Source organism: Francisella frigiditurris (assembly GCF_001880225.1).
Lineage (GTDB): Bacteria > Pseudomonadota > Gammaproteobacteria > Francisellales > Francisellaceae > Francisella > Francisella frigiditurris.
Window position 1 is genome coordinate 538,608 of record NZ_CP009654.1, and the last position, 23,429, is coordinate 562,036.

Here is a 23,429-nt window from a genome sequence, read left to right on the forward strand (position 1 = left end):
ATGAGCAGTATTTAGAGTTCGATTATGAACTTTCTATTTTAAAAGATTGTTTAAAGGTTATTTAATATGTATCAAATAATAGATTTTATTACTAAAGAAAAAGTTTCTACAGATGATTTTGTATTTGCTGGGGAGAGTACTCCGTGGGAAGTGCAAATGGATATGGTAAAAGTTAGAAGCAAAATTAATTTAGATTATTTCACGCAGGCGGTTCCTTGTTTATCAAAATACTTGCCATTAATGCCAATTAAAGAACCAGCTAATTTTGTTTCTTTAAGAGAAAATGCAACACCTCTAATTAAAAGTAAGGTGATTGGAAAAGAGCTGGGTATAGAACTATATTTTAAAGTTGAGGGTAAAAATCCAACAGGATCGTTTAAAGATAGAGGATCAGCTGTTGATATCACGATAGCTAAAGAGTTGGGAGCAAAAGGTATTATACTTGCTTCAACTGGTAATATGGCGGCTTCTTGTGCTTGTTATGCGGCAGCTGCGAAAATGCCTTGTTTTATTATAGTACCTGAAGGTGTTTCAATGTCAAAGCTAGCACAAGTTATGTCTTTTGGTGGGAAAATCATTCAGGTGAAAGGAAGCTATAATGATGCAGCTAAACTAGCTTATGATATAGCTAAATCTAAGAAATTCTTCTTGGCAGGCGATTATGCATTTAGGGTGGAGGGTCAGAAGACAGCAGCATTTGAAATAGTTGATCAAATGCTTTTCCAAGTGCCAGATGAGGTAATTATTCCAATTGGGTGCGGAACTAATATGACAGCCTATTATAAAGGTTTTACTGAGTATAATGAGCTTGGATTGATTGATAAAATGCCAAGATTAACAGGTGTTCAGTCAACTGGAGCAGATACTTTAGTAAGAGCTTTTGAGAAAAATCAAAATAGAGTAGAAGCCTTAACTAGAGCAGATACGATAGCAACGGCAATAGCTGTTCCATATCCGATAGATGGAGATAAGGCTATAGATGCTATTTATAATACAGCTGGTGAAGCATCTTCAGTTACTGATATGAAGATGTTAGAGGCTCAATATATTCTATCTACAAAAGAGGGTTTATTTGTTGAGGTGGCTTCAGCATCAACAGTAGCACATTTACTTAAAAAGCATAAAAATGGTGAAATCAGAAAAGGCGATACCGTTGTGTGCGTGCTTTCTGGAGAAGGGCTTAAAGATCCTAGCGTTGTGCTTAAATCAGCAATTCAGCCACCAATTATTTATCCTAATGAAAGAGATTTTAACAAATTATATGATAGTAAGTTCTTTGATAATAAGATGATGATATTTGTAGAACAAAGTCAGGTTATATTTGATAAGTTACCTACAATCGAGGAAATTAAGAAAGTATTGGCTGAAGTTTTCGGAGCTAATTATGATGAAAGCTTCATTACTAGAGTTAGAGAGCAGATTGAAAGATTTTTAGCTAAAGGAAAGGCAATTTATATTTCAGATTTGCAGGACGTTATTCAAGATGCTACAGAAATGGTTGATCGTACAAGTAGCGATGTGCTTGAGGTTGAATCTTTTAAAGTGGCTGTTGAGCAAGATCAGCAATCTAAAGCAGAGGTGATTGTAAAAATAGATGGGCAGAAATTTTTTGCTTCAAGTATAGGTGTTGGTCCAGTAGATGCTGTATTAAATGCCTTACGAAAGGCGTGTCCAAGCAGTATTGATTATCAATTGACTGATTATAAGGTTAAGATTAGGGGACAAGGGGCTGATGCGGTTGTTTATGTTGAGATGAGCCTAAATAAAGCTGGCATAAAGACTATAGGTAAAGCAGTATCTCCGGATATTATTCAGGCTTCTGTTGAAGCATTTATAGATGCATATAATATTGCATATCCATAAACATTAAAGGGTAAAATAATGAGTAAAGATAAAGTTTTAAATAAATATAGTAAGGTTCTTACGCAAGATAAATCTCAAGGGGCATCTCAGGCTATGCTATATGGTACTGGTATGACTGATACAGATATGAGTAAGCCTCAAATAGGTATAGCAAGTGTTTGGTATGAAGGTAATACTTGCAATATGCACCTTAACCAATTAGCACAGTTTGTTAAAAACAGTGTGGAGGCAATTAATTTAAAAGGTATGAGATTTAACACTATAGGTGTTAGTGATGGTATATCTATGGGTACGGATGGAATGAGCTACTCTCTTCAATCTAGAGATTTAATTGCTGATTCTATAGAGACAGTAATGTCTGCGCATTGGTATGATGGTCTAGTTTCTATTCCTGGGTGTGATAAGAATATGCCTGGATGTATGATGGCGTTGGGTCGTCTAAATCGCCCTGGTTTTGTTATATATGGTGGAACTATTCAGGCGGGAGTTCTTCGTGGGCAACCTATAGATATCGTAACAGCTTTTCAAAGTTATGGTGCATGTCTTGCTGGTAGTATTACAGAGTCGGAACGTGTAGAAACTATTAAAAAGGCTTGTCCTGGTGCGGGTGCTTGTGGTGGTATGTATACTGCAAACACTATGGCTTGTGCTATAGAAGCTATGGGTATGAGCTTACCATTTAGTTCATCTACGCCAGCAACATCTCCTGCGAAGGTTAAAGAATGTGATAGAGCTGGTGAGGTTATTAAAAATTTATTAGAACTTGATTTAAAACCAAGAGATATTATGACTAGAAAAGCATTTGAGAATGCTATGGTTGTAATTACAGTACTTGGTGGATCTACTAATGCTGTGCTTCACTTATTGGCGATAGCTAGTTCTGTAGGTGTGGATTTAAATATTGATGATTTCCAAGAAATAGCTAATAAGACTCCATTACTAGCGGATTTCAAGCCAAGTGGAAAGTTTGTTATGGCAGATTTACACGCTATAGGTGGAACTCCAGCTGTTATGAAAATGCTTCTAAGAGAGGGTATGATTCATGGCGACTGTATGACTGTTACTGGTAAAACTATGGCTGAAAATTTAGCAGAAGTTGCTGATTTACCTGAAAATAATGAAATCGTTAGACCATTAAGCAATCCGTTAAAGAAAACAAGTCATTTACAGATATTGAAAGGTAACGTTGCCCCTGAAGGTTCAGTAGCTAAAATCACTGGAAAAGAAGGTGAAGTATTTACAGGTATAGCTAATGTTTTCGATTCAGAAGAAGATATGGTTAAAGCAGTAGAGAAAGGTCAAGTTAAAAAAGGTGATGTAATAGTTATACGTTATGAAGGGCCTAAGGGCGGTCCTGGTATGCCTGAGATGTTAAAGCCAACTTCTCTGATAATGGGAGCGGGCCTTGGAAAAGATGTGGCATTGATAACAGATGGACGTTTTTCCGGAGGTTCTCATGGGTTTATTGTTGGTCATATTGCACCAGAGGCTCAAGAAGGTGGTGTGATAGCTTTAATTGAGAATGGAGATAAAATTACAATTGATGCAACGAAGAATGTTATAAATGTTGATTTATCAGATGAAGAATTAGCTAAGCGTAAAGCTAAGTGGAAAGCTCCCGCATATAAAGCTACTAGAGGAACGTTGAAAAAATATATTATGACAGTTTCTTCAGCATCTCAGGGATGTGTAACTGATTTAGACTAATTTTACTTGATTTATAGTTTTTTCTTTATTTTATTATTTTAAACGATATACTTTTTTTAAAAGCTAAGAAAAGTAGCTTCTTTTTATTACAATTAACGCTGTAAAACTCATATAAAAATATTTACACAAAATGCAGAATGAGTGTTATAAGTTTTTATAACAGCTGATGAGTTCTAAAATCTCTAAGGCTAGAAAAATAGTGTAGAGAATGAATAATATCTCTAATTTAGTGGAGGATGAATAATAAATGCAAATTACCGGCTCACAAGCTATAGTAAAAAGCTTAGAAGCAGAGGGTGTTGATTGCGTATTTGGTTACCCAGGTGGAGCAATCATGCCTACATATGACGCTTTACATGATGCACATGATACCGTACACCATGTGTTGGTAAGGCACGAACAGGCTGCGATTCATGGCGCAGTTGGATATGCAAGGGCAACTGAGAAAGTAGGAGTTGCTATTGCTACTTCAGGACCTGGTGCTACAAATCTTATTACAGGAATAGCGGATGCTCAAATAGATTCAGTTCCTGTTGTTTGTATTACAGGACAAGTCTTTAGTTCTCTTTTAGGAACAGATGCTTTCCAAGAGGCTGACATTATAGGAATGACTGTCGCAGCGACTAAATGGAATTATCAAATTACGGATCCTAATGAAATTCCTTATATATTTAAGAAAGCTTTTGAAATAGCTAAAAGTGGTCGTCCAGGACCTGTTCTTATAGATGTTACAAAAGATGCGCAGGTTGGAATGATGGAGTATAAAGAAGCAGAAAGCACTCCTAATTCAAAATGGACAAGAAAACCTGTTATGAATATGGATAGTGTATTAAAAGCTTCAGAGCTTATAAATAATGCAAAGAAACCAATATTGATAACCGGACACGGTGTTATGTTATCTGGTGCTGAAGAAGCTATGCTTGCATTGGCAGAGAAAGCAAGTCTTCCAGTAGTTAGTACTTTATTGGGATTGTCTTCTTTTCCTGTTGAGCATCCTTTATATAAGGGTATGTTGGGTATGCATGGTAACTATGCAGCTAACGTTTTATGTAATGAAGCTGATGTTGTTATTGCTGTAGGTATGAGATTTGATGATAGAGTTACTGGTGATTTAAATAACTATTTACCAAATGCGAAGATTATACATATAGAAATAGATCTTTCAGAGATCAACAAAAACGTTGTGGTTGATGTTCCTATTCATGCGGATGCAAAAGAAGCTTTATTGGCTCTTACTCCATATGTGTGTAAAAACTCTCATGAAGATTGGCATAAGCTTTTCTCAGAAATGTATCAAAAAGAAGTTGATGCTATAATAAAGAATGAAACAAAGCCGAAAGATGGTCAGTTAAAAATGGCAGAAGTAGTTAATCTTCTTTCAGAAAAGACTAAAGGCGAGGCTGTTATAGTTTCTGATGTTGGCCAGCATCAAATGATAGCAGCTAGATATTATAGATTTATGGATACTAACTCCCATATTAGTTCAGGTGGCTTAGGAACTATGGGCTTTGCTCTTCCTGCAGCTATTGGAGCAAAAATGGGAGTTAAAGATAAAAAAACAGTTATAGTTGTTGTTGGTGATGGTGGCTTCCAGATGAATATTCAGGAGCTAGCAGTTCTTAAGCAAGAAAATATAAATCTTAAAATAGTTATTTTAAATAATAGTTTTCTTGGAATGGTTCGCCAGTGGCAAGAAATGTTTTTTGATGGAAGATATTCATATACTAAAATAAGTTCTCCAGACTTCATAAAAATAGCAGAAGCCTATGATATTGGAGCACAAAAAGTTGTTGAAAGAAAAGATTTATCTAATGCTATAGATGAGATGTTAAGCTCAGATGAGTCTTATTTGTTAGAAATAGTGGTTGAGCAACAGGAAAATGTATTTCCAATGGTTCCAGCAGGAGCCTCTATCAGTGATACCAGATTAGGAATAGAGGAGTAATAGATTATGAACGAGAATATTTATTTTATTGCAATAAATACGGAAAATACTCTATGCGTATTACAAAGAATTTCATCTATATTGTCACGTAATCGCGTGAATATAGAGCAAATGACGGTTTTTGAAACTGCAAATAAAGGGATTTCACATTTTAATTTAGTGGTTCATAGTACAGAAATTAAAATAGAAAAAATCATAAAGAAATTAGCAAATATTATAGAAGTAATAGATATTAATATTACAAGCTCTATTCCAATGAATGGAGTTGCTGTAGCTAGTGCTTATGAGGGTATTAAGCCAACTCTTGAAAAAGTTGCGTAAAGTTTGTTTTCTAGACAAAGCAGTAAAAAATGTGTTTGCTGAATTTTGGCTAACTGTTTTAAGATATTGAAGAAAAATTTGGCAAGTTGAAATAACTATAATATTTCTTATTTAATTAAATCGAAAACTATTTCATTGAGCATTATTTTTACATTTCCTTTTTTTACTCCTTTTATACAAAGGTCTGTATTAAGGCACTTTTGTAGGTTTAAGATAATGTTTTGATTATGAACTCTATTTATTAATGATGAATAATATTTTTGTTTGGACGGCCATATATTATTCTCTCTAAATACTTTTTGATGATAAGAAGGGTTAGTTTCTTGTAGTTGGAAAATTATTCTAAGCTCTCTTTTGAGTGTCCATAGTATAAGAGTAGCTTTATCTCTTTCTAAGAGTATGTGGTTTAATATAGTTAGAGCCTTTGCTTTTTTTTGTTCAATGATAGCGTCAGATAAGTCAAAAACGTTATAGTTTGTGTGCTCATGTAAAAATGGCTTTATAGTTTGTTCATCAAAGGTTTTCTGATTCTGTCTTCCTAATAATTTTAGTATTTGTTTTGTAGCAATTAAATTACCTTCAGTTTTTTGTGCTAGCATCTGAATAGCTTCATCAGAAAGTGATAGCTCATTTTCTTTAAGTATTTCGCTTTTTATTATTCTTATCGCTACATTTATATTTGGGTCATATATGTGTACATGTATGGCATTTTGACTTAATGATTGAAACCATTTAGTAGATAGATTTTGCTTTTTTAACCCGCTGAAGATAACAAGGTATGAGTTATCACTAGGCTTACAAAGATTGTCTACTAGAGCCTTTTGTAGATTTTTCAGAGGCGGTTTATCTAGAGTGAATTGGATGAATTTGTCCATGCTAAATAGACTTAAACTATCTGCTTCATGGTATAAAACATCATGGTTTTGTTCACTAATATCATAGCGAGCTATTTCATAATTTTTTTCTTTAAAAGAATTATTTATTTTCTCAATAATATTATGTTTTTGTAATGGTTCATCGCCACTTATAAGAAATAGCTTATAATCAGCTATATTCGGCTTATCCATGAAGCCAAAGTAATCTAATTCCATAGTAGATAATTATTGAGTTATATTTTAGCTACAAATATTATATAGCTTATTGATGTTAATTTTTATATTTGTATTATGAAAAGATTTTTTATGTTGTTGATTACTCTTTTTCTTGTTGGTTGTGTTCATAAGCCAGATAACATTCTGCCAGTGGAAAATTTCAATCCTCAAAATTATTTAGGTAGGTGGTATGAAATCGCTAGGTTTGATAATAGTTTTGAGAAAGGGTTGATTAAGGTTTATGCAGAATATAGCTTAAATTCAGATGGAACAATAGAAGTTGTTAATAGTGGAGTTAATCCTATAACTGAGCAAAGAACTTATGCTAAAGGGGTTGCTAAGTTTGTTGAAAAAGATGATGTTGGCTACTTGAAAGTTTCTTTCTTTAAACCGTTCTATGGAGCTTATGTAATATTTGATTTAGAAGATAGTTATAAATATGCATATATTGCAGGTAATAATTATAATTATTTATGGTTGTTATCTAGAACTCCAACTGTACCAGACTCGGTTAAAGAAGATTTTGTAAAAAAAGCAAAAGGACTTGGCTTTGAGACAGATAAATTAGTATGGGTTAAGCAGTAGTTTACTATTTTTGTTTGGTTTTTTCTTTGTAAGTTATCCATATTAGAGGTATGCCTATTATTATGGCATCCGCTATAAGCATGTATGTAAGATATTCATGAATCGAAATTGTTGAGCTTATTGAGCTTGAAGGGAATAGTCCCATCACAAAAGCTATTGAACATGCTGTAATACCTGCTAAACAAATAATCCACGCACCAAGTTTTCCAAATGGTATATTAAAACCATTATTATGAGGATGTGTGTATTTTAATCTAATAGCTGAAATAAATATCAGAATAAACATCATTACAGTAAATTGTGAAGTCAATGCTATGAGTAGACTAAAGGCATCCTGTAATGTTGGAGTGAATAAATACAAACTAGAAAATATTGTTCCAATAACGCCTTGTAATAATAAAATATTTACAGGCATTCCTGCTTTATTCTGTTTAGCTAAAGGTTTTGGTAAATAGCCTTCTTGAGCAACTACAAGGAGTGATCTAGCAGGTCCTAGCAACCATGCTGATAAGCTTGCTGTTGCACCAATTACTATACAGATAGCTAATATAGGTGTTAAGAATTTTAGATGAAATATAGAGAAGAATCTTGAGAATGAATCAATGACGCCATTCGTTATATTTAGCTCATTGTGTGGTATTACTGTGGCGATACTTAGAGCTGACATTGTGCTAATAAAAAGAATGATTATAGCGCTAATCAAGATTGCTCTAGGGATTGTGGTGGTAGGGTTTTTGGCATTTTTGACATGAAAGGCTAATAGTTGCATACCTGAATAGCTTGAAAATGCTATTACTAGTAAAGATAAATTTGAAGGGGTAAAAGAGGGTATTATTTGATCATTTAAACTTATGGAGCTTTGATTTCCAGCAAGCACCCATATCGCGCCTAAGCCTATAATTAGTATTCCTGGTAATATTGTGCCAAATAATGCCCCAATAATGTTTAATTTGGTAGAAGTCTTAATCTGACTTAAATTAAAAAAAGTACATCCCCAAAATATGATCATCATGGTTAAGAACATTAGAGATTTACTATTTTGTAAGGATGGAAGTCCCGTAAAAACTAAAGTTGCCACGATAGTTACTAGTGTTGCAGGATAGGCAATAACGTTATTAAACCATTCAAGCCAAATAGCTATAAATCCTAGTTTTTCTCCTAAGGCAGCTTTTACCCATGAGTAAACTCCACCATTAGTTGGAATTTTTGTTGCTAGTTCGGCACTAACCATTGATGTTGGAATTAGAAAAAATAAAGTGGCAATAGTATAAAAAAATATAGCCTCTAGCCCCAAAGATGCCATTACGGGAATGTTTCTTAGATTTAATATGGCTGAGACACTAAGCATGGCTAGTGTGAAGATACCGATAGTTTTTACATTGTTAGACATTTATATATCTTAAGTAAGAAGGTAGTTATTTGAAATTTTAGTTAAAATAATGATTAAAAACAAATCTTATAAGATTTAAATAAAATATTCAGGGGCGCTAGGTCGCAAATTATATTGGCTTGATAACACTTTTGCATAGGCGCCAGTTGAGTATATTACTATTAAATCATTTCTGTTTGTTTCTGGTAGCTGTATATTCTTAGCTAAGATATCGCTAGATTCGCAAATAGGACCTACGACATGGTATTTATTTATTTTTTTATTCATGCTGAGCGATTCAATATGATGTTTTGCTTGATAAAGTGCTGGGCGAATTAACTCTGTCATTCCAGCATCAATTATTAAAAAATTAGTCAGGTGAGTCGTTTTGTTGAATAGTACACTAGAAACAATTATTCCTGATTGGGCAACAAGAGACCTTCCGAGTTCAAAATGTATTTGGACATTGTCCTTAAATTTAAATCCTTTTACAAAAGTTCCAAAATAATTATTAAAATCAACTATAGGGTTTTGATTTGGGTTTATGTAGTCTATTCCTAGTCCGCCACCAAAATTAATATGTTCAACTTTTATTCCAATATTAAGTAAAATTTCAAAATGCTCATTGACTGTATTAGCTAATGACTCAAATACAGCCTTATCTAATATTTGGGAGCCGACATGATAATGTAAGCCAATAAATTTAATATTTTTAAGTTTTTCTAGTTGAGTTTGTAGAAACTCAGTAGTAGTTGAGAAAGATACACCAAATTTATCATCAAATTGTCCAGTACTGATATAATGGTGAGTTTTTGCGTCAATATTTGGATTTATTCGTATACAAATAGAAGCAATTTTATTTTTATCCTTAGCTCTCTCATTAATTACTTCGATTTCTTGGATAGATTCACAGTTGAAACTAAAAATATCCTTTTCTAAAGCAATATCTATTTCTTGGTTGGTCTTGCCAACTCCTGCAAATACAATATTGCTAGGGGGGATTTTACTATCTAATGCTTGTAGTATTTCTCCGCTACTTACACAATCTATTCCCATGCCATATTCTTTTGCTAATTCTATTATTTTGGGATGAGTATTTGCCTTTATTGCGTAATGAATATACGCATTGTTAAACTTTTTATTTAAAGCCTTGGATGCAGCATGGAAAGTGTCTTTTAGGAGGGTTGTGTCATAGATGTAGCAAGGAGTATTTTTGTTATCTGATGTTATAAAGTCCTTTATGTATTTGTTGTCAAAGATTTTGTATTGAGTCACTTTATAGTTTTAATTATATAATTTAATTGAAATTATTGTATTAGAAAAAAAAATAGTAGCAAGCTAGATTTTATCTATATATATTTTAAGCTTCCTAAGAAGCTTCTAGGTACTTGCTTTGGCGGCTTTTTATTTACTACTAACTTTGTAGTTGGTTCCTAATTATGTTATCATTTGCGTATTAATTGTGTATATATTGATTTGGCTTATGGCAAATAGTGTCTACGAGCAATTTGCTCCAATTTTAATTTTTCTAATTATTTCGGTAGCTATAGGTGTTGCATTCGCTATGATTGGTAAGATCTTGTCCATTATAGTTGGTGTTAATAAACCGAGTGAAAGCAAGGGAGAAACCTTTGAGTGTGGTTTCCCTACTTTTGGTGATGCAAGAGAAAAGTTGGATGTTAGATTTTATCTGGTGGCAGTTTTATTTTTAGTTCTTGATCTAGAATTGGCATTTATTATTCCATGGGGAATAAACATAAGAGCTAGCGTAGATTCTCCAGCTATTTCAAATGGTGCGTTCGTTGCAATGATAATATTTTTAGTAGTTTTGTTTCTTGGTCTTATTTATGGCTGGAAAAAAGGAGCTTTGGAATGGGAGTAGGTGGCGAGAATAAGGGCTTTATTACGGCCAGTGCTGATGCTTTGATTAACTGGGTTAGAACAGGATCTTTATGGCCGGTTACAACTGGTTTGGCTTGTTGTGCAGTTGAGATGATGCACGCAGGAGCTTCGAGGTATGATTTAGATAGGTTTGGGGTTGTTTTTAGACCAAGTCCTAGGCAATCTGATGTATTGTTGGTGGCTGGGACTCTTTGTAATAAGATGGCTCCTGCATTGAGACAGGTGTATGATCAGATGCCTGATCCAAAATGGGTTATCTCTATGGGATCTTGTGCAAATGGTGGCGGATATTATCATTATTCTTATTCGGTTGTGAGAGGGTGCGACAGAATTATTCCTGTTGATATATATGTTCCAGGTTGTCCGCCAACAGCTGAAGCTCTAGTTTATGGAATTATTCAGCTTCAAAATAAAATAATTCGAACCAATACTATAGCGAGGAAGTAATTGTGAGTAATTCTTTGCAAACACATTTGGATAATATTTCTAACCTGTTTAAAGGTTGGGCAGTTTCTTGCTATATTGCAAATAAGGAAATAAATATCTCTATAAGTGATCAAAGAGATATTTATTTAGTGTTAGATGCTCTTAGGAAGAGATACTCTTTTGAGCAGTTAACTGATATTACGGCGGTTGATTATCTTACTTATGGTAAAGCCGATTGGGATACTGGTAATGTTGTTTCTCAAGCAGGATTTTCTAGGGGAAGAAAGCAAGCTACTAGAAATGCTGATGCGGACGATAGATTTGAGTTGATATATCAGTTATTGAGCTTTAAGAAGAATGTTCGTATAAGGGTTAAGTGTAAGCTTAAGAATGCTCAAATAATCTTGGTTGATTCTGTTTCTGATATTTGGCCTTCAGCGAATTGGGCGGAAAGAGAAGTTTATGATATGTTTGGTATCTACTTTAGGAATCACCCAGATTTAAGAAGAGTGCTTACAGATTACGGTTTTGTTGGACATCCTTTAAGAAAAGATTTTCCCCAAACAGGTTATGTTGAGATGAGGTATGATGAAAACCTAGGAAAGGTTGTTTATGAGCCTGTTGAAATAGATGATAGAGTAAACTCTCCTAGAGTTATTCGTAAATAAATGTGGATTTTTGAGTATGGCAGAATATAAGAATTACACGTTAAATTTTGGTCCAGTTCACCCTGCTGCTCATGGTGTATTGCGACTAATTTTGGAATTAGATGGGGAGATGGTTGTTAGGGCGGATCCTCATGTTGGTTTGTTACACAGGGGTACTGAAAAGTTAGCTGAATTTAAGCCGTATAATCAAAGTATTGGCTATATGGATAGGCTTGATTATGTATCTATGATGTGTAATGAGCATTCATATGTCATGGCGATAGAAAAGCTTTTGGAAATAGAAGTTCCTGAAAGAGCCCAGTATATTAGAGTGATGTTTGCGGAGATGACAAGATTGTTGAACCATTTGTTATGGGTTGCAGCTTCTGGTCTAGATTTGGGCGCGATGACAATTTTCTTGTATGCATTTAGAGTTAGAGAAGATTTGTTTGATTGCTATGAGGCTGTTTCTGGTGCTCGTATGCATGCTACATATTTTAGACCTGGTGGAGTGTATAGGGATTTGCCAGTAGAAATGCCTAAATATAAAGAAAGTAGATTTACAAGTAAGAGAAAGGCTAAGAAAATCAATAAGGCTAGGGAAGGCAGTATGCTTGATTTCTTAGATAACTTTGTTAAAGGTTTTGAAAAGTCTTTAGATGAGATAGATACTTTGCTGACTGATAATAGACTTTGGAAGCAGAGAACGGTTGATATAGGTACTGTTTCTGCAGAAAGAGCAAAAGCACTAGGCTTTTCTGGTCCGATGCTTAGAGGAAGTGGTGTTGCATGGGATTTAAGAAAGATGCAGCCATATGAAGTTTACGATAAATTAGAGTTTGATATACCTGTCGGAGCTACGGGTGATTGCTATGATAGATATCTTGTGAGAATGGCTGAAATGAGAGAATCTAATAAGATTATTAAGCAGTGTATCGATTGGTTGAGAGTGAATGAAGGAAGGGTTATTTCTGATAATTATAAGGTCGCTCCTCCGACTAGAGATGGTATGAAAAATAATATGGAAGAGCTTATTCATCATTTTAAACTTTTTTCTGAAGGGTATTGTGTTCCAGAAGGAGAGGTTTATGTTGGTACAGAGCATCCAAAGGGTGAATTTGGTGTTTATTTGAAGTCTGATGGCGCTAATAAGCCATATAGACTTAAAATGAGAGCTCCAGGGTTTGCGCATATTAGTGCGATGGATGAGATGCTTTCTGGGCATATGTTGGCAGATGCTCCAGCAATTATTGCGACACAAGATATTGTGTTTGGTGATATTGATAGATAGTTTGAGGATATAGAATGTCTTTATTACAAATAGTTTCAGCAGCGGTCATTGAAGATATTGATAGGGTCGTTAGCAAATTCCCAGCGGATCAGAAGAGATCGGCAATAATAGAAAGTTTACATATTCTGCAAGATGAAAATGGTGGGTATCTTACAGATGAGTTACAAACTGCTTTAGCAGACTATCTTGGGGTCAGCAAGGTTGATGTTTATGAGGTTTCTACTTTTTATAGTATGTATTGCTTAGAGCCTGTAGGAAAACATAAGCTTAATGTTTGTACAAATGTATCTTGTATGCTAAATGGTGCTTATGAAATAGTTGAGCACATTGGAAATAAATTGGGTATTAAGCCTGGTCAGACGACTAAAGATGGTAGAATAACTTTAAAAGAGGTTGAGTGCTTGGGTGCTTGTTGTGGTTCTCCTATGTTAGAGGTTGATAAAGTGTTTCATGAAAACCTTACTATAGAAAAGGTTGATAAGATAATAGATGGGCTGGAGTAGTTATGGCTAATGAAGTTTGTTTTCGTACGCTACATTTAGATAAGCCATGGACTTTGGAGTCTTATTTATCTGTTGGTGGATACTCTTATTGGAATAGGATATTGAATGAAAGAATAGCTCCAGAAGTTATTATTGACGAGTTAAAAGCATCCGGTCTTCGTGGTCGAGGCGGTGCGGGATTTCCAGCTGGTTTGAAGTGGAGCTTTATGCCAAGAAGTGTTCCTGGTCAAAAATATGTTGTATGTAATTCTGATGAAGGTGAGCCTGGAACATGTAAAGACAGAGAGATTTTAAGAAATAATCCTCATCAGCTGATAGAAGGTATGGCTATCGCTGGTTATGTTATGGGAGCCACGGCTGGATATAACTATATTAGAGGAGAGTTTTTTGAGCCTATAGAAAGGTTTGAGGATGCGTTGAGAGAGGTGTATCAGGCTGGTCTTTTAGGTTCTGATATTAAAAAGTCGGGTGTGACCTTTAATCTGTATTGTGCTGTTGGGGCTGGAGCTTATATTTGTGGTGAAGAAACAGCGCTTCTTAACTCTTTAGAAGGGAAGAAGGGACGTCCTAGATTTAAACCACCTTTTCCAGCTTTTAAAGGCTTGTATGATAGACCAACTAATATAAATAATACTGAAACTTATGCTTCAGTTCCTCCTATTTTAGAAAATGGTGGTAAGTGGTTTAGTGAGTTAGGCACTGAGAAAAGTGGTGGAACTAAATTATTCTGTGTTTCTGGTCATGTTAAGAAGCAAGGGGTTTTTGAAGTGGGCATGGGTATGCCATTTAAAGACTTGCTTGATATGTGTGGCGGAGTTAGAAATGGTAATAAGCTTAAAGCTGTTATTCCTGGTGGTAGCTCAAGTAAGATTCTAACAGGCGAAGAAATGTTGAATGTTACTATGGATTACGAATCAATAGCAGCAGCTGGCTCCATGCTAGGTTCTGGTGCTGTTGTAATCCTGGATGAGACTGTTTGTATGGTTAGGACTTTAGCTAGACTCGCAGATTTTTACTATGAGGAGTCTTGTGGTCAATGTACGCCTTGTAGAGAGGGAACTGGTTGGCTAGCTCGTACATTGCATAGAATTATTCATGGAGAAGGTAAGCCTGAAGATATTGATACTCTATTTAGAGTGGCTACAAATATAGAAGGGAATACTATTTGTGGTTTAGGAGATGCTGCTGCGTGGCCTGTGCAGAGTTATATAGATAAGTTTAGACATGAATTTGTTTATATGATTGAAAATGAAGGCAGAAGTATTGTAGATAAATAATTTGTTGGAGAAGTTTTGTGTCAGACAATAAAGAATCCAAAAAAGTTAATGTAGAGATAGATGGTAGAAGTTATCAAGCACTACCTAATCAGACTATAATTCAGATTGCAGATGCGAATGGTATATATATACCTAGATTTTGTTATCATAAAAAGCTTTCTGTGGCAGCTAACTGTCGTATGTGTTTGGTTGATGTTGAAGGTGCTAGAAGAGCATCACCAGCTTGCGCAACTCCAGTTATGGAGGGAATGAAAGTAAAAACAAGGTCTGAAAAAGCTTTGCAGATGCAAAAAGATGTTATGGAGTTTTTGCTTATAAATCATCCATTAGACTGCCCTATTTGTGATCAAGGTGGAGAGTGTGAGTTACAAGATATTGCTCTTGGCTACGGAAATACTACATCAGACTATAAAGAAACAAAAAGGGCTGTTGCAGATCCTGAGCTTGGTCCTTTGATATCTACTGATATGACTAGATGTATTCTATGTACACGTTGTGTTAGATTTGGTGAAGAGGTCGCTGGTGTTAAAGAGCTTGGTGTTATGGGAAGAAGTGATCACTCTGAAATTAGTACTTATATTTCTGGCGATATGGTTAATTCTGAATTATCTGGAAATGTTATAGACCTTTGCCCTGTTGGAGCTCTTACTTCTAAGCCTTTTAGATTTAAGGCAAGAGCCTGGGAGCTTAAGCAGTATCCGGCTATATCAGCTGGAGATGGTGTGGCTACAGATTTGAGCGCGCACGTATATCAAAATAAATTAGTTAGAGTTGTGCCTAGAGAAGATGAGGCTGGAAATACATGGATAGCTGATAGAGATAGATTTGAGTATGCAGGACTTTATAGCGAAGATAGAATTCAGCAGCCGATGATTAAAAAATCAGGTGATTGGGTGCCTGTCTCTTGGGAAGAGGCTTTGGATTTTGTGAAAGTAGCTATTAGTCAAACAGTTGAAAAAGATGGCGCTGATAAAATAGCTGCTGTAATATCTGAGAGCTCTACTTCAGAAGAAATGTTTTTAACAAAAAAACTTTTGAAAGCTGTAGGCTCTGAAAATATAGATTCTCGAGTAAGAGAGAATGCTTCTAAAAAAGGAGTTTCATCTGGTATTGGACTGGATTGTTCATTAAAAGAAATTGAAAAGTCTGATTTTATATTTGTTCTAGGTTCAAACCTGAGAAAAGAATATCCATTAATAAATTATGGAGTAAAAGAAGCTGTTGAAAAAGGTGCTAAGGTAGTTGCTTGGAATATCTGTGATTATGAGTTTAATTACCCAGTTGCTCAAACAAAAATGGATCTGAGTGATGCGGGATATCTAACTCTTTGTTTACTTAAAGCCTTGCTTACTAGGGCTAATATTAGCTATAGCCATTTTGATTTAGATGATGTTTTAAGAAAAGTTGATCCTGCTGCAGAAGTAAGAAAAGTTGCAGATCAAATTTTAGAAGCAAATTCACCGAAAATCCTTGTTGGGCAAGATATAGTTGGATCAAAAGAGTTTGGGTTTGTATCAATCATTATTTCTATGATAAGAGAAGTTATAAATATCAAAGGGGGATTCTTGCCAACAAATGTTAATTCGGTAGGCGCTGTCAGAACAGGAGTGGTCCCTGGTTTTAGTTGCGATACGGAGTTTTCTGTGAAAGAGTGTTTGAGTGGAAATACAGATACAAAATTATTGTTATTATTTAATACTGAGCCTGCTAAAGATAGTGTTCTTGGTGAAGTTAAATTAAAAGAAGCTTTATCAAATATAGATATTGTAGTTTCATTTGGTGCTTATACAGATGAGTTGATAAAAGAGCAATCAGATATTATCATTCCTACTGCTTCACATTATGAAACTTCTGGTAGTTTTGTGGATGCTTTTGGAAATATTAAGAAGTTCAGGCAAGTTGTAAAGCCTTATTCTGAAAATAAAGAGCTCTGGAGAATTCTAAGAGTTTTAGGCAATATGTTAGATCTGAAAGGTTTCGAATATAATGAAATCTCAGAAGTCACTACAGATGCTTATAATAATCAGCAAGATAATAGTAGTGTTGAAATAGATTATAAAAAAGAACTGAAAGAGTTGCCTTTGGAAGAAGCTAGAGATATAACCTTTGTTGCTACTAGTAGTATGTACGATAATACTAGCTTAATAAGAAGATCTAAACCTTTACAGGAAACTCAAGATGCTAAAAGGTATTCTGGAGTAAGAATTTCTAGAACTTTAGCAGATAAGATTGGTTCTGATAATGAAGTTGGTAGAATCAAATTTTATAATATAGAAAATTCAGTTGAATATGATTTTGTTGTAGATGATGCTCTTCATTCAAAGAATATAATGATTCCTAGAAAAAAAATGGAGCCATTTTTGTATAGTGACAACAATATTAGTATAAGACTAGTTAACGATAAGGGAGAGTAGGTATGCTAGAGTATGTTTTATGGATTTCTCTTTATACTCTTCTTATAATCATTCCTTTGATTTTAGTAGTTGCATACTATACGTATGCTGAGAGAAAAGTTATTGGATATATGCAAGATAGAATTGGTCCAAACAGAGTTGGCTCTTTTGGTTTGTTGCAACCGATAATTGATGCTTTAAAGCTTTTCTTAAAAGAGATAATTGTTCCTACAAAATCAAATAGATATTTATTTTTTGTTGCTCCAATATTAGCGTTTGCACCAGCATATGCTGCATGGGCAGTTATCCCATTTGCTAAAGGTGTGGTGGTTTCAGATATGAATCTTGGACTTCTTTATATATTAGCGATGACATCCTTTTCTGTATATGGAATAGTTATTGCTGGTTGGGCATCAAATAGTAAATACTCTTTATTTGGCGCACTGAGAGCTGGAGCGCAAGTTATTTCATATGAGCTTTCTATGGGCTTTGCTATAGTAGGTGTTGTAATAGCTGCTGGATCTATGAGTATAACAGGAATAATAGAGTCACAAGCTGGAGGAATACTACATTGGTATTTTATACCTTTATTTCCTTTGTTTATTATATATTTTATTTCTGGTATTGCTGAAACAAATAGAGCCCCTTTTGACGTTGTTGAGGGAGAGTCTGAAATTGTTGCAGGGCCTCACATAGAGTATACAGGAGCTAGATTTGCTTTATTTTTCTTGGCAGAATATGCAAACATGATTTTAATTAGTATTTTGACTGCGATAATGTTTTTAGGTGGCTGGAATTCTCCTTTTGAAGGAACAGCTCTTGAACACATATTTTCAATAGTACCTGGCGTAGTATGGTTATTTGGTAAAACTAGTGTGTTTATGTTTATGTTTTTATGGGTTAGAGCAACTTACCCTAGATATAGATATGACCAAATAATGAGACTTGGATGGAAAATATTTATTCCACTAACATTTGCTTGGGTTGTTGTAGTTGCTTGTATGGTAAGATTTAATGTAGGGCCTTGGTGGTAAAAAGGATAAAGAAATGAGAAATGTTACAAGTTTTCTTAAAACATTTTTACTATGGGAGCTTTTGAAAGGGCTTACAGTTACGGGAAAACACTTTTTTACTAGAAAAGTTACTGTACAGTATCCAGATGAAAGAACTCCTGTCTCTAATAGATTTAGAGGTTTGCATGCTTTAAGACGATATGAAAATGGTGAAGAAAGATGTATTGCTTGTAAGCTTTGTGAGGTGGTTTGCCCAGCTTTAGCAATTACAATTAATTCAACTGAAAGGGAAGATGGTTCAAGAAGAACATCAAGTTATGAAATAGATTTATTTAAATGTATATTTTGTGGTTTTTGTGAGGAGTCTTGCCCGGTTGATTCTATTGTTGAGACAAATATTTTGGAATACCACTTTGAAGAAAGAGGTGAAAATATTATGACTAAAGCTAAGCTATTAGCAATTGGTGATAAATATGAGTCTCAAATTGCTGCCGATAGATTGCAAGATAAAAATTTTAGATAGAGAGGTTACAAGTGATAGTTAATATTTTATTTTATATATTTGCATCTCTAGCTATTATTTCGGCTTTGGTATTGGTGCTAGGCAATAATCCAGTTAATTCTGTGATAGCTATGATCTCAACGTTTATTTTTTCAGCTGCAGTATGGATTACTTTTCAGCAAACATATTTAGCTTTACTTTTGATAGTTGTTTATGTTGGTGCCGTATTGGTTATGTTCTTATTTGTGGTATTCATGCTTGATTTACATGTTGAGAAGCAAGGAAGAGTTGGTAGATTTTTTTATGCGCTTTCAGCAATTATTGTATGTGCTATATTTGCAACAATAATAACTTATGCAGTGACCCAAGTCTTTTCTGGAGCAACTATGAAAGAGGGTATTGGAGGATTAAAAATAATAGGCTCTACAATGTTTAATGATAGTAATTTATACGTTTTTGAGCTTGTCGATTTTATACTTTTAGCTGCAGTGGTTGCAGCAGTTACTCTTACTTTAAGAAGTAAAAGAAAAGATAATAGATCAGTTAACCCTGTTGAGCAAATTAGAGTTAGAGCTAAGGATCGTTTAACTATGGTTAAAATAGGAACTGATAAAGAGCAAAAACAAGAGGGTGTGACTAATGAATAGCATTACAATCCCAGTTACTCATGGATTAATTTTTAGTACAATACTTTTTGTTATAAGTGTTGCTGGAATTATTATAAATAGAAGAAATATTCTAATTCTCTTAATGTCTATTGAGCTTATGCTTTTAGCTGTAAATACAAATTTTTTGATATTTGCTAATATGCATCAACAGGCTATGGGTGGAGTTTTTGTTTTCTTCATATTGGCGGTGGCAGCAGCTGAAACGGCTATAGGTCTTGCTATTGTGGTAGCAATCTCGCGTAAGAGAAAAACTATTGATTTGAGTAAACTTAATACATTGAAAGGTTAGGCAGGCAATGATGATAAATAATCAAGTAGCAGCTATAATAATTGCAATTATAGTTTTGGCGCCTTTAGTTGGAGCTATTACTGCAGGATTTTTTAGTAAATCTATAAAAAATGAAGGTGTAAACTTTTTTACAGTAATTCTGTGCTCTATATCTTTTGTATTAAGTGCTGTATTAGCTTATGGTGTTTTCTTCTATGGAGATGTTTATAGTGCTACATATTATAGTTGGGCTCCTATTTCTAACAAGCTTTCGCTAGATGTTGGCTTTACTGTTAATAGAATAACAGTATATATGATGCTTATAGTTACATTTGTTTCAACGCTAGTGCATGTTTACTCTATAGGTTATATGAAAGGTGAGAAAGGATATGCTAGATTCTTTTCTTATATTTCGGGCTTTACTTTTGCGATGTTATGCCTAGTTATGGGAAATAATTTCTTATTATTATTCTTTGGTTGGGAAGGTGTAGGTTTATTCTCTTATTTATTAATAGGTTTTTATTTTAATAGAGATTCAGCTAATGTGGCTAGTTTACGAGCTTTTTTGGTAAATAGAGTAGGAGATCTTGGGTTCTTACTAGGTATAGGTGCAGTAATACTTTATACAGGCTCTGTAAACTATGATACTGTTTTTGCAAGTTTATCGAATATAGATAATACACAAGTTGTAGAATTCTTAGGAATATCTTTTAGTCCAGTAACATTGATGTGTGTTTTACTTTTTATTGGAGCTATGGGTAAGTCTGCTCAGTTCCCATTACATTCTTGGTTAGAGGGTTCTATGGAGGGTCCTACTCCTATTTCAGCTCTTATACATGCCGCTACAATGGTTACAGCTGGTGTGTTTATGGTTGCTAGGCTTTCACCAATGTTTGTGATGTCTGAAGCAGCATTGAGTTTTGTATTAATAGTAGGTGCTATTACTTGTTTGTTTATGGGGTTGATAGCTATTGTACAAACAGATATTAAAAGAGTTATTGCATACTGTACTCTTTCTCAGCTTGGCTATATGATGGTTGCTCAAGGAGCTGGCGCTTTTTCTATAGGTATGTTCCATCTTATGACTCATGCTATGTTTAAGGCACTTTTATTCTTAGCTGCAGGTTCTGTTATAGTTGCTATGCATCATGAGCAAGATATCAGAAGAATGGGAGGTTTAAGAAAATATTTACCTCTTACATATGTTTGTATGTTTATAGGTGCTTGGGCTTTGGCTGCACTACCTCCTTTTTCTGGATTTTTTTCAAAAGATCTAATAATCGAGGCAGCTGGTAGTACTAAAGTTTTTGGCCATGATTTTGCGTATGCAATGGTTTTAGCATGCGCTTTTGTAACTTCTTTCTATATATTTAGAATGTTTTTCTTGGTATTCCATGGTAAAGAAAGAATGACTGAAGAAGAAAAATCTCATATTAAAGAGTCTCCATTATCAATATTAATACCTTTGGTGTTATTAGCTATCCCATCAGCTTTGATCGGTTGGTATTTCTTTGAGCCAGTATTATCTCAAGCTAATGGATTATTTGGAGATACAATTAGTTCTTACGCACAGCAAGGGCTTGGTGGTTTAAGTGTTACAGCACATTTAGCTTCTGATGAAGCTACTGCTACGCCATTAACATTTGTGAAACATTCTGTTCACTCATTGGCTTTTTGGTTGGCTTTTGGAGCATTTATTCTTTCATATGTACTTTATATATGGCTGCCAAGCGTTCCCGAATTCTTTTCTAAGACAAAATCTGGTGTAGGAATTTTCTATAATATTTTAGTTAAAAAGTACTTTATTGATTTATTGTATGATGTGGTTTTTGCAAAGGCATTTTTATTGGTTAGTGCTTTTTTATGGAAAGTCATAGATATCTTTATTATAGATAAGACAATCGTTCATGGGTCTTCAAACTTAATATACCAAACAGGGGATAGTTTTAGAAAGCTACAAAGAGGATATTTATTTGATTATGCCTTTGTAATGATGGTTGGGGTATTATTATTTATATTATTGCTAGTAACGGTTTAGCTAATAGAGGGTAAGTTTTATTATGAATATTGGTCAACACTTATTGAGTTTGATTATATGGTTACCGATAGTTGGTGGCTTTACAGTGCTCGCAACTAAAACAGAAGAGCTGCATGGTGACGCAGCACGTTGGGTCGCATTAGTATTTAGTGTGATGACTTTATTACTATGTATTCCATTAGTTACTGGCTTTGATGTGGGTAGCTACCAAATGCAGTATCAGGAAAGCTATAGATGGTTTACGGGATTTGGTAACCATGATATTTATTATAGTTTAGGGGTTGATGGTTTTTCAGTTCTTTTTATAGTTTTAACTTGTTTTGCAACATTAGTTATTGTGTTATCAGCTTGGACATCCATTAAAACTAAAGTCAGACAATATATGGCGATCTTTTTGATTACTTGTGGTCTAACTAATGGGGTTTTTTGTGCTAATGACTCAATCCTTTTTTATGTTTTCTGGGAAGCTTTAATTATTCCGACAACTCTAGGTATAGGTATTTGGGGCGGTAATAAAAAAGCATATGCGGCTGTTAAATATTTTATATATACATTTTTTGGATCTGTATTTTTATTAGCAGCAATATTATATCTACAGTCTCAAGTCGTTCAGCAACCAGCTAGCGCTCTTGTAAACGCAGATACATATTCAATACAAAACTTTATAGCTTGGGCAACTCAAACACAAGGTTTAGATGAGGCTGTTAAGTTTACATTAACAGCGCAGTGGCTAGTGTTTGGAGCATTTTTCTTAGCATTTGCAGTAAAAATTCCTATGTGGCCTTTCCACTCATGGTTACCAGATGCTCACTCAGAAGCCCCTGCAGGAGGTTCGGTTATACTTGCTGCACTAATGCTTAAGTTAGGAGCTTATGGTTTTTTAAGATTTGCTATTCCGATGTTGCCAGAAGTTGCATCATCGTTAGAGTATGTACTTATAGCTATGTCTCTTATAGCTATAGTTTATGTAGGAATAGTTGCTGTTGCTCAAACAGATGTTAAAAGGTTAATAGCATATTCATCTATCTCTCATATGGGACTAGTAACTTTAGGGCTTTTCTCTATATTTTTATTGAAGAACGCTAGTCCAGAATTAGGTGAAACTCATGCGCAGCTTGCTATACAAGGCGCAGTTTTTCAAATGATAGGCCATGCGTTCTCTTCTGGTGGTATGTTTATTGGGATTGGGTATTTATATTTGAGAATGCATACTAGAGAGATATCAGATTTCTCAGGTGTTGCTAAAACAATGCCAATATTTGCTGCATTCTTTATGCTTTTCTGTATGGCTAACGTCGGTCTTCCAGGAACAAGTGGATTTGTTGGTGAATTTATGATTCTATTAGCAGTTTTTCAATATTCTCCTTTATTTGCATTGATAGCTGGGTTAACTCTAATAATAGCTCCTGTATATACATTGTGGATGTATAAAAGAGTATTTTTTGGAGAGGTTATTTCTCCTCAGGTTGCAGGGCTAAAAGATTTAGGCAAGATGGAGTTATTTGTGTTTATATTATTAGCGGCTCCAACATTATTCTTTGGTTTTTATCCTGAGCCAATATTAAAAATATCATCTGCTGCTTCGGCGCATATTGTTGGTTTATCTCTATAGGGTGGTGA

General features: G+C 34.5%; 21 protein-coding genes and 1 pseudogene. 19 read left to right on the plus strand and 3 right to left on the minus strand.

Annotated elements, in window-relative coordinates:
- Positions 1-240: 240 nt before the first annotated feature.
- The 5 genes and pseudogenes from thrC to KX01_RS02775 form a co-directional block, all read left to right on the plus strand.
- Positions 241-1,131 (plus strand): annotated as a pseudogene (gene thrC, locus KX01_RS09595) (threonine synthase); the annotation flags it as partial.
- Positions 1,132-1,494: 363 nt separating this feature from the next.
- Positions 1,495-1,863: an alpha-isopropylmalate synthase regulatory domain-containing protein gene (locus tag KX01_RS09600; protein WP_332245030.1), complete on the plus strand. Its 369-nt coding sequence runs from the start codon at positions 1,495-1,497 to the stop codon at positions 1,861-1,863.
- 18 nt (positions 1,864-1,881) lie between these two features.
- On the plus strand, positions 1,882-3,570 hold the full coding sequence (gene ilvD, locus KX01_RS02765; protein ID WP_071663539.1) for a dihydroxy-acid dehydratase: 1,689 nt from the start codon (positions 1,882-1,884) through the stop codon (positions 3,568-3,570).
- 247 nt (positions 3,571-3,817) lie between these two features.
- Positions 3,818-5,515: a biosynthetic-type acetolactate synthase large subunit gene (ilvB, locus tag KX01_RS02770; RefSeq protein WP_071663540.1), complete on the plus strand. Its 1,698-nt coding sequence runs from the start codon at positions 3,818-3,820 to the stop codon at positions 5,513-5,515.
- 6 nt (positions 5,516-5,521) lie between these two features.
- Positions 5,522-5,836: an ACT domain-containing protein gene (locus KX01_RS02775; protein ID WP_071663541.1), complete on the plus strand. Its 315-nt coding sequence runs from the start codon at positions 5,522-5,524 to the stop codon at positions 5,834-5,836.
- A gap of 107 nt (positions 5,837-5,943) precedes the next feature.
- Here KX01_RS02775 and holA read toward each other — a convergent pair whose 3' ends face one another.
- Positions 5,944-6,927: a DNA polymerase III subunit delta gene (gene holA / locus KX01_RS02780; protein WP_071663542.1), complete on the minus strand. Its 984-nt coding sequence runs from the start codon at positions 6,925-6,927 to the stop codon at positions 5,944-5,946.
- 90 nt (positions 6,928-7,017) lie between these two features.
- On the opposite strand from holA, the gene KX01_RS02785 reads away from it, so the two are divergent.
- Positions 7,018-7,512: a lipocalin family protein gene (locus KX01_RS02785; protein ID WP_408606607.1), complete on the plus strand. Its 495-nt coding sequence runs from the start codon at positions 7,018-7,020 to the stop codon at positions 7,510-7,512.
- A gap of 4 nt (positions 7,513-7,516) precedes the next feature.
- On the opposite strand, the gene KX01_RS02790 is transcribed toward KX01_RS02785, so the two are convergent.
- Together KX01_RS02790 and lysA are read right to left on the minus strand one after the other, a co-directional pair.
- Complete coding sequence (locus tag KX01_RS02790) at positions 7,517-8,902, minus strand: APC family permease (protein WP_071663544.1); 1,386 nt, start codon at positions 8,900-8,902, stop codon at positions 7,517-7,519.
- Between the two features lie 75 nt (positions 8,903-8,977).
- Entirely contained in the window at positions 8,978-10,156 is a 1,179-nt protein-coding gene (lysA, locus tag KX01_RS02795) for a diaminopimelate decarboxylase (RefSeq protein WP_071663545.1), read from the minus strand.
- A gap of 208 nt (positions 10,157-10,364) precedes the next feature.
- Here lysA and ndhC point away from each other — a divergent pair, with 208 nt between their 5' ends.
- From ndhC to KX01_RS02860, 13 genes are read left to right on the plus strand one after another with little or no spacing between them, the layout of a single operon-like run.
- On the plus strand, positions 10,365-10,763 hold the full coding sequence (gene ndhC, locus KX01_RS02800) for an NADH-quinone oxidoreductase subunit A (protein WP_071663546.1): 399 nt from the start codon (positions 10,365-10,367) through the stop codon (positions 10,761-10,763).
- Complete coding sequence (locus KX01_RS02805) at positions 10,754-11,230, plus strand: NuoB/complex I 20 kDa subunit family protein (RefSeq protein ID WP_071663547.1); 477 nt, start codon at positions 10,754-10,756, stop codon at positions 11,228-11,230. The genes ndhC and KX01_RS02805 overlap by 10 nt, the downstream gene beginning before the upstream one ends.
- A gap of 2 nt (positions 11,231-11,232) precedes the next feature.
- Entirely contained in the window at positions 11,233-11,877 is a 645-nt protein-coding gene (locus KX01_RS02810; RefSeq protein WP_071663548.1) for a complex I 30 kDa subunit family protein, read from the plus strand.
- A 16-nt stretch (positions 11,878-11,893) separates the two neighbouring features.
- Positions 11,894-13,147 carry an NADH-quinone oxidoreductase subunit D gene (locus KX01_RS02815; RefSeq protein ID WP_071663549.1) on the plus strand — a complete coding sequence of 418 codons (1,254 nt, stop codon included), beginning with the start codon at positions 11,894-11,896 and terminating at the stop codon, positions 13,145-13,147.
- Between the two features lie 14 nt (positions 13,148-13,161).
- Positions 13,162-13,650 carry an NADH-quinone oxidoreductase subunit NuoE gene (nuoE, locus tag KX01_RS02820; protein WP_071663550.1) on the plus strand — a complete coding sequence of 163 codons (489 nt, stop codon included), beginning with the start codon at positions 13,162-13,164 and terminating at the stop codon, positions 13,648-13,650.
- Positions 13,651-13,652: 2 nt separating this feature from the next.
- Positions 13,653-14,927: an NADH-quinone oxidoreductase subunit NuoF gene (gene nuoF, locus KX01_RS02825; protein ID WP_071663551.1), complete on the plus strand. Its 1,275-nt coding sequence runs from the start codon at positions 13,653-13,655 to the stop codon at positions 14,925-14,927.
- A 17-nt stretch (positions 14,928-14,944) separates the two neighbouring features.
- A complete protein-coding gene (nuoG, locus tag KX01_RS02830) occupies positions 14,945-17,341 on the plus strand; it encodes an NADH-quinone oxidoreductase subunit NuoG (RefSeq protein WP_071663552.1) in 2,397 nt (798 codons plus the stop codon).
- A 2-nt stretch (positions 17,342-17,343) separates the two neighbouring features.
- On the plus strand, positions 17,344-18,354 hold the full coding sequence (nuoH, locus tag KX01_RS02835) for an NADH-quinone oxidoreductase subunit NuoH (protein WP_071663553.1): 1,011 nt from the start codon (positions 17,344-17,346) through the stop codon (positions 18,352-18,354).
- A 13-nt stretch (positions 18,355-18,367) separates the two neighbouring features.
- The gene (nuoI, locus tag KX01_RS02840) at positions 18,368-18,856 is read left to right on the plus strand and encodes an NADH-quinone oxidoreductase subunit NuoI (protein ID WP_071663554.1); all 489 of its coding nucleotides are present in this window, start codon (positions 18,368-18,370) and stop codon (positions 18,854-18,856) included.
- An 11-nt stretch (positions 18,857-18,867) separates the two neighbouring features.
- A complete protein-coding gene (locus tag KX01_RS02845; RefSeq protein ID WP_071663555.1) occupies positions 18,868-19,482 on the plus strand; it encodes an NADH-quinone oxidoreductase subunit J in 615 nt (204 codons plus the stop codon).
- Entirely contained in the window at positions 19,475-19,792 is a 318-nt protein-coding gene (nuoK, locus tag KX01_RS02850; RefSeq protein ID WP_071663556.1) for an NADH-quinone oxidoreductase subunit NuoK, read from the plus strand. The genes KX01_RS02845 and nuoK overlap by 8 nt, the downstream gene beginning before the upstream one ends.
- Positions 19,793-19,799: 7 nt before the next feature.
- Positions 19,800-21,809 carry an NADH-quinone oxidoreductase subunit L gene (nuoL, locus tag KX01_RS02855; RefSeq protein ID WP_071663557.1) on the plus strand — a complete coding sequence of 670 codons (2,010 nt, stop codon included), beginning with the start codon at positions 19,800-19,802 and terminating at the stop codon, positions 21,807-21,809.
- 22 nt (positions 21,810-21,831) lie between these two features.
- A complete protein-coding gene (locus KX01_RS02860) occupies positions 21,832-23,421 on the plus strand; it encodes a complex I subunit 4 family protein (RefSeq protein WP_071663558.1) in 1,590 nt (529 codons plus the stop codon).
- Positions 23,422-23,429: the final 8 nt, after the last annotated feature.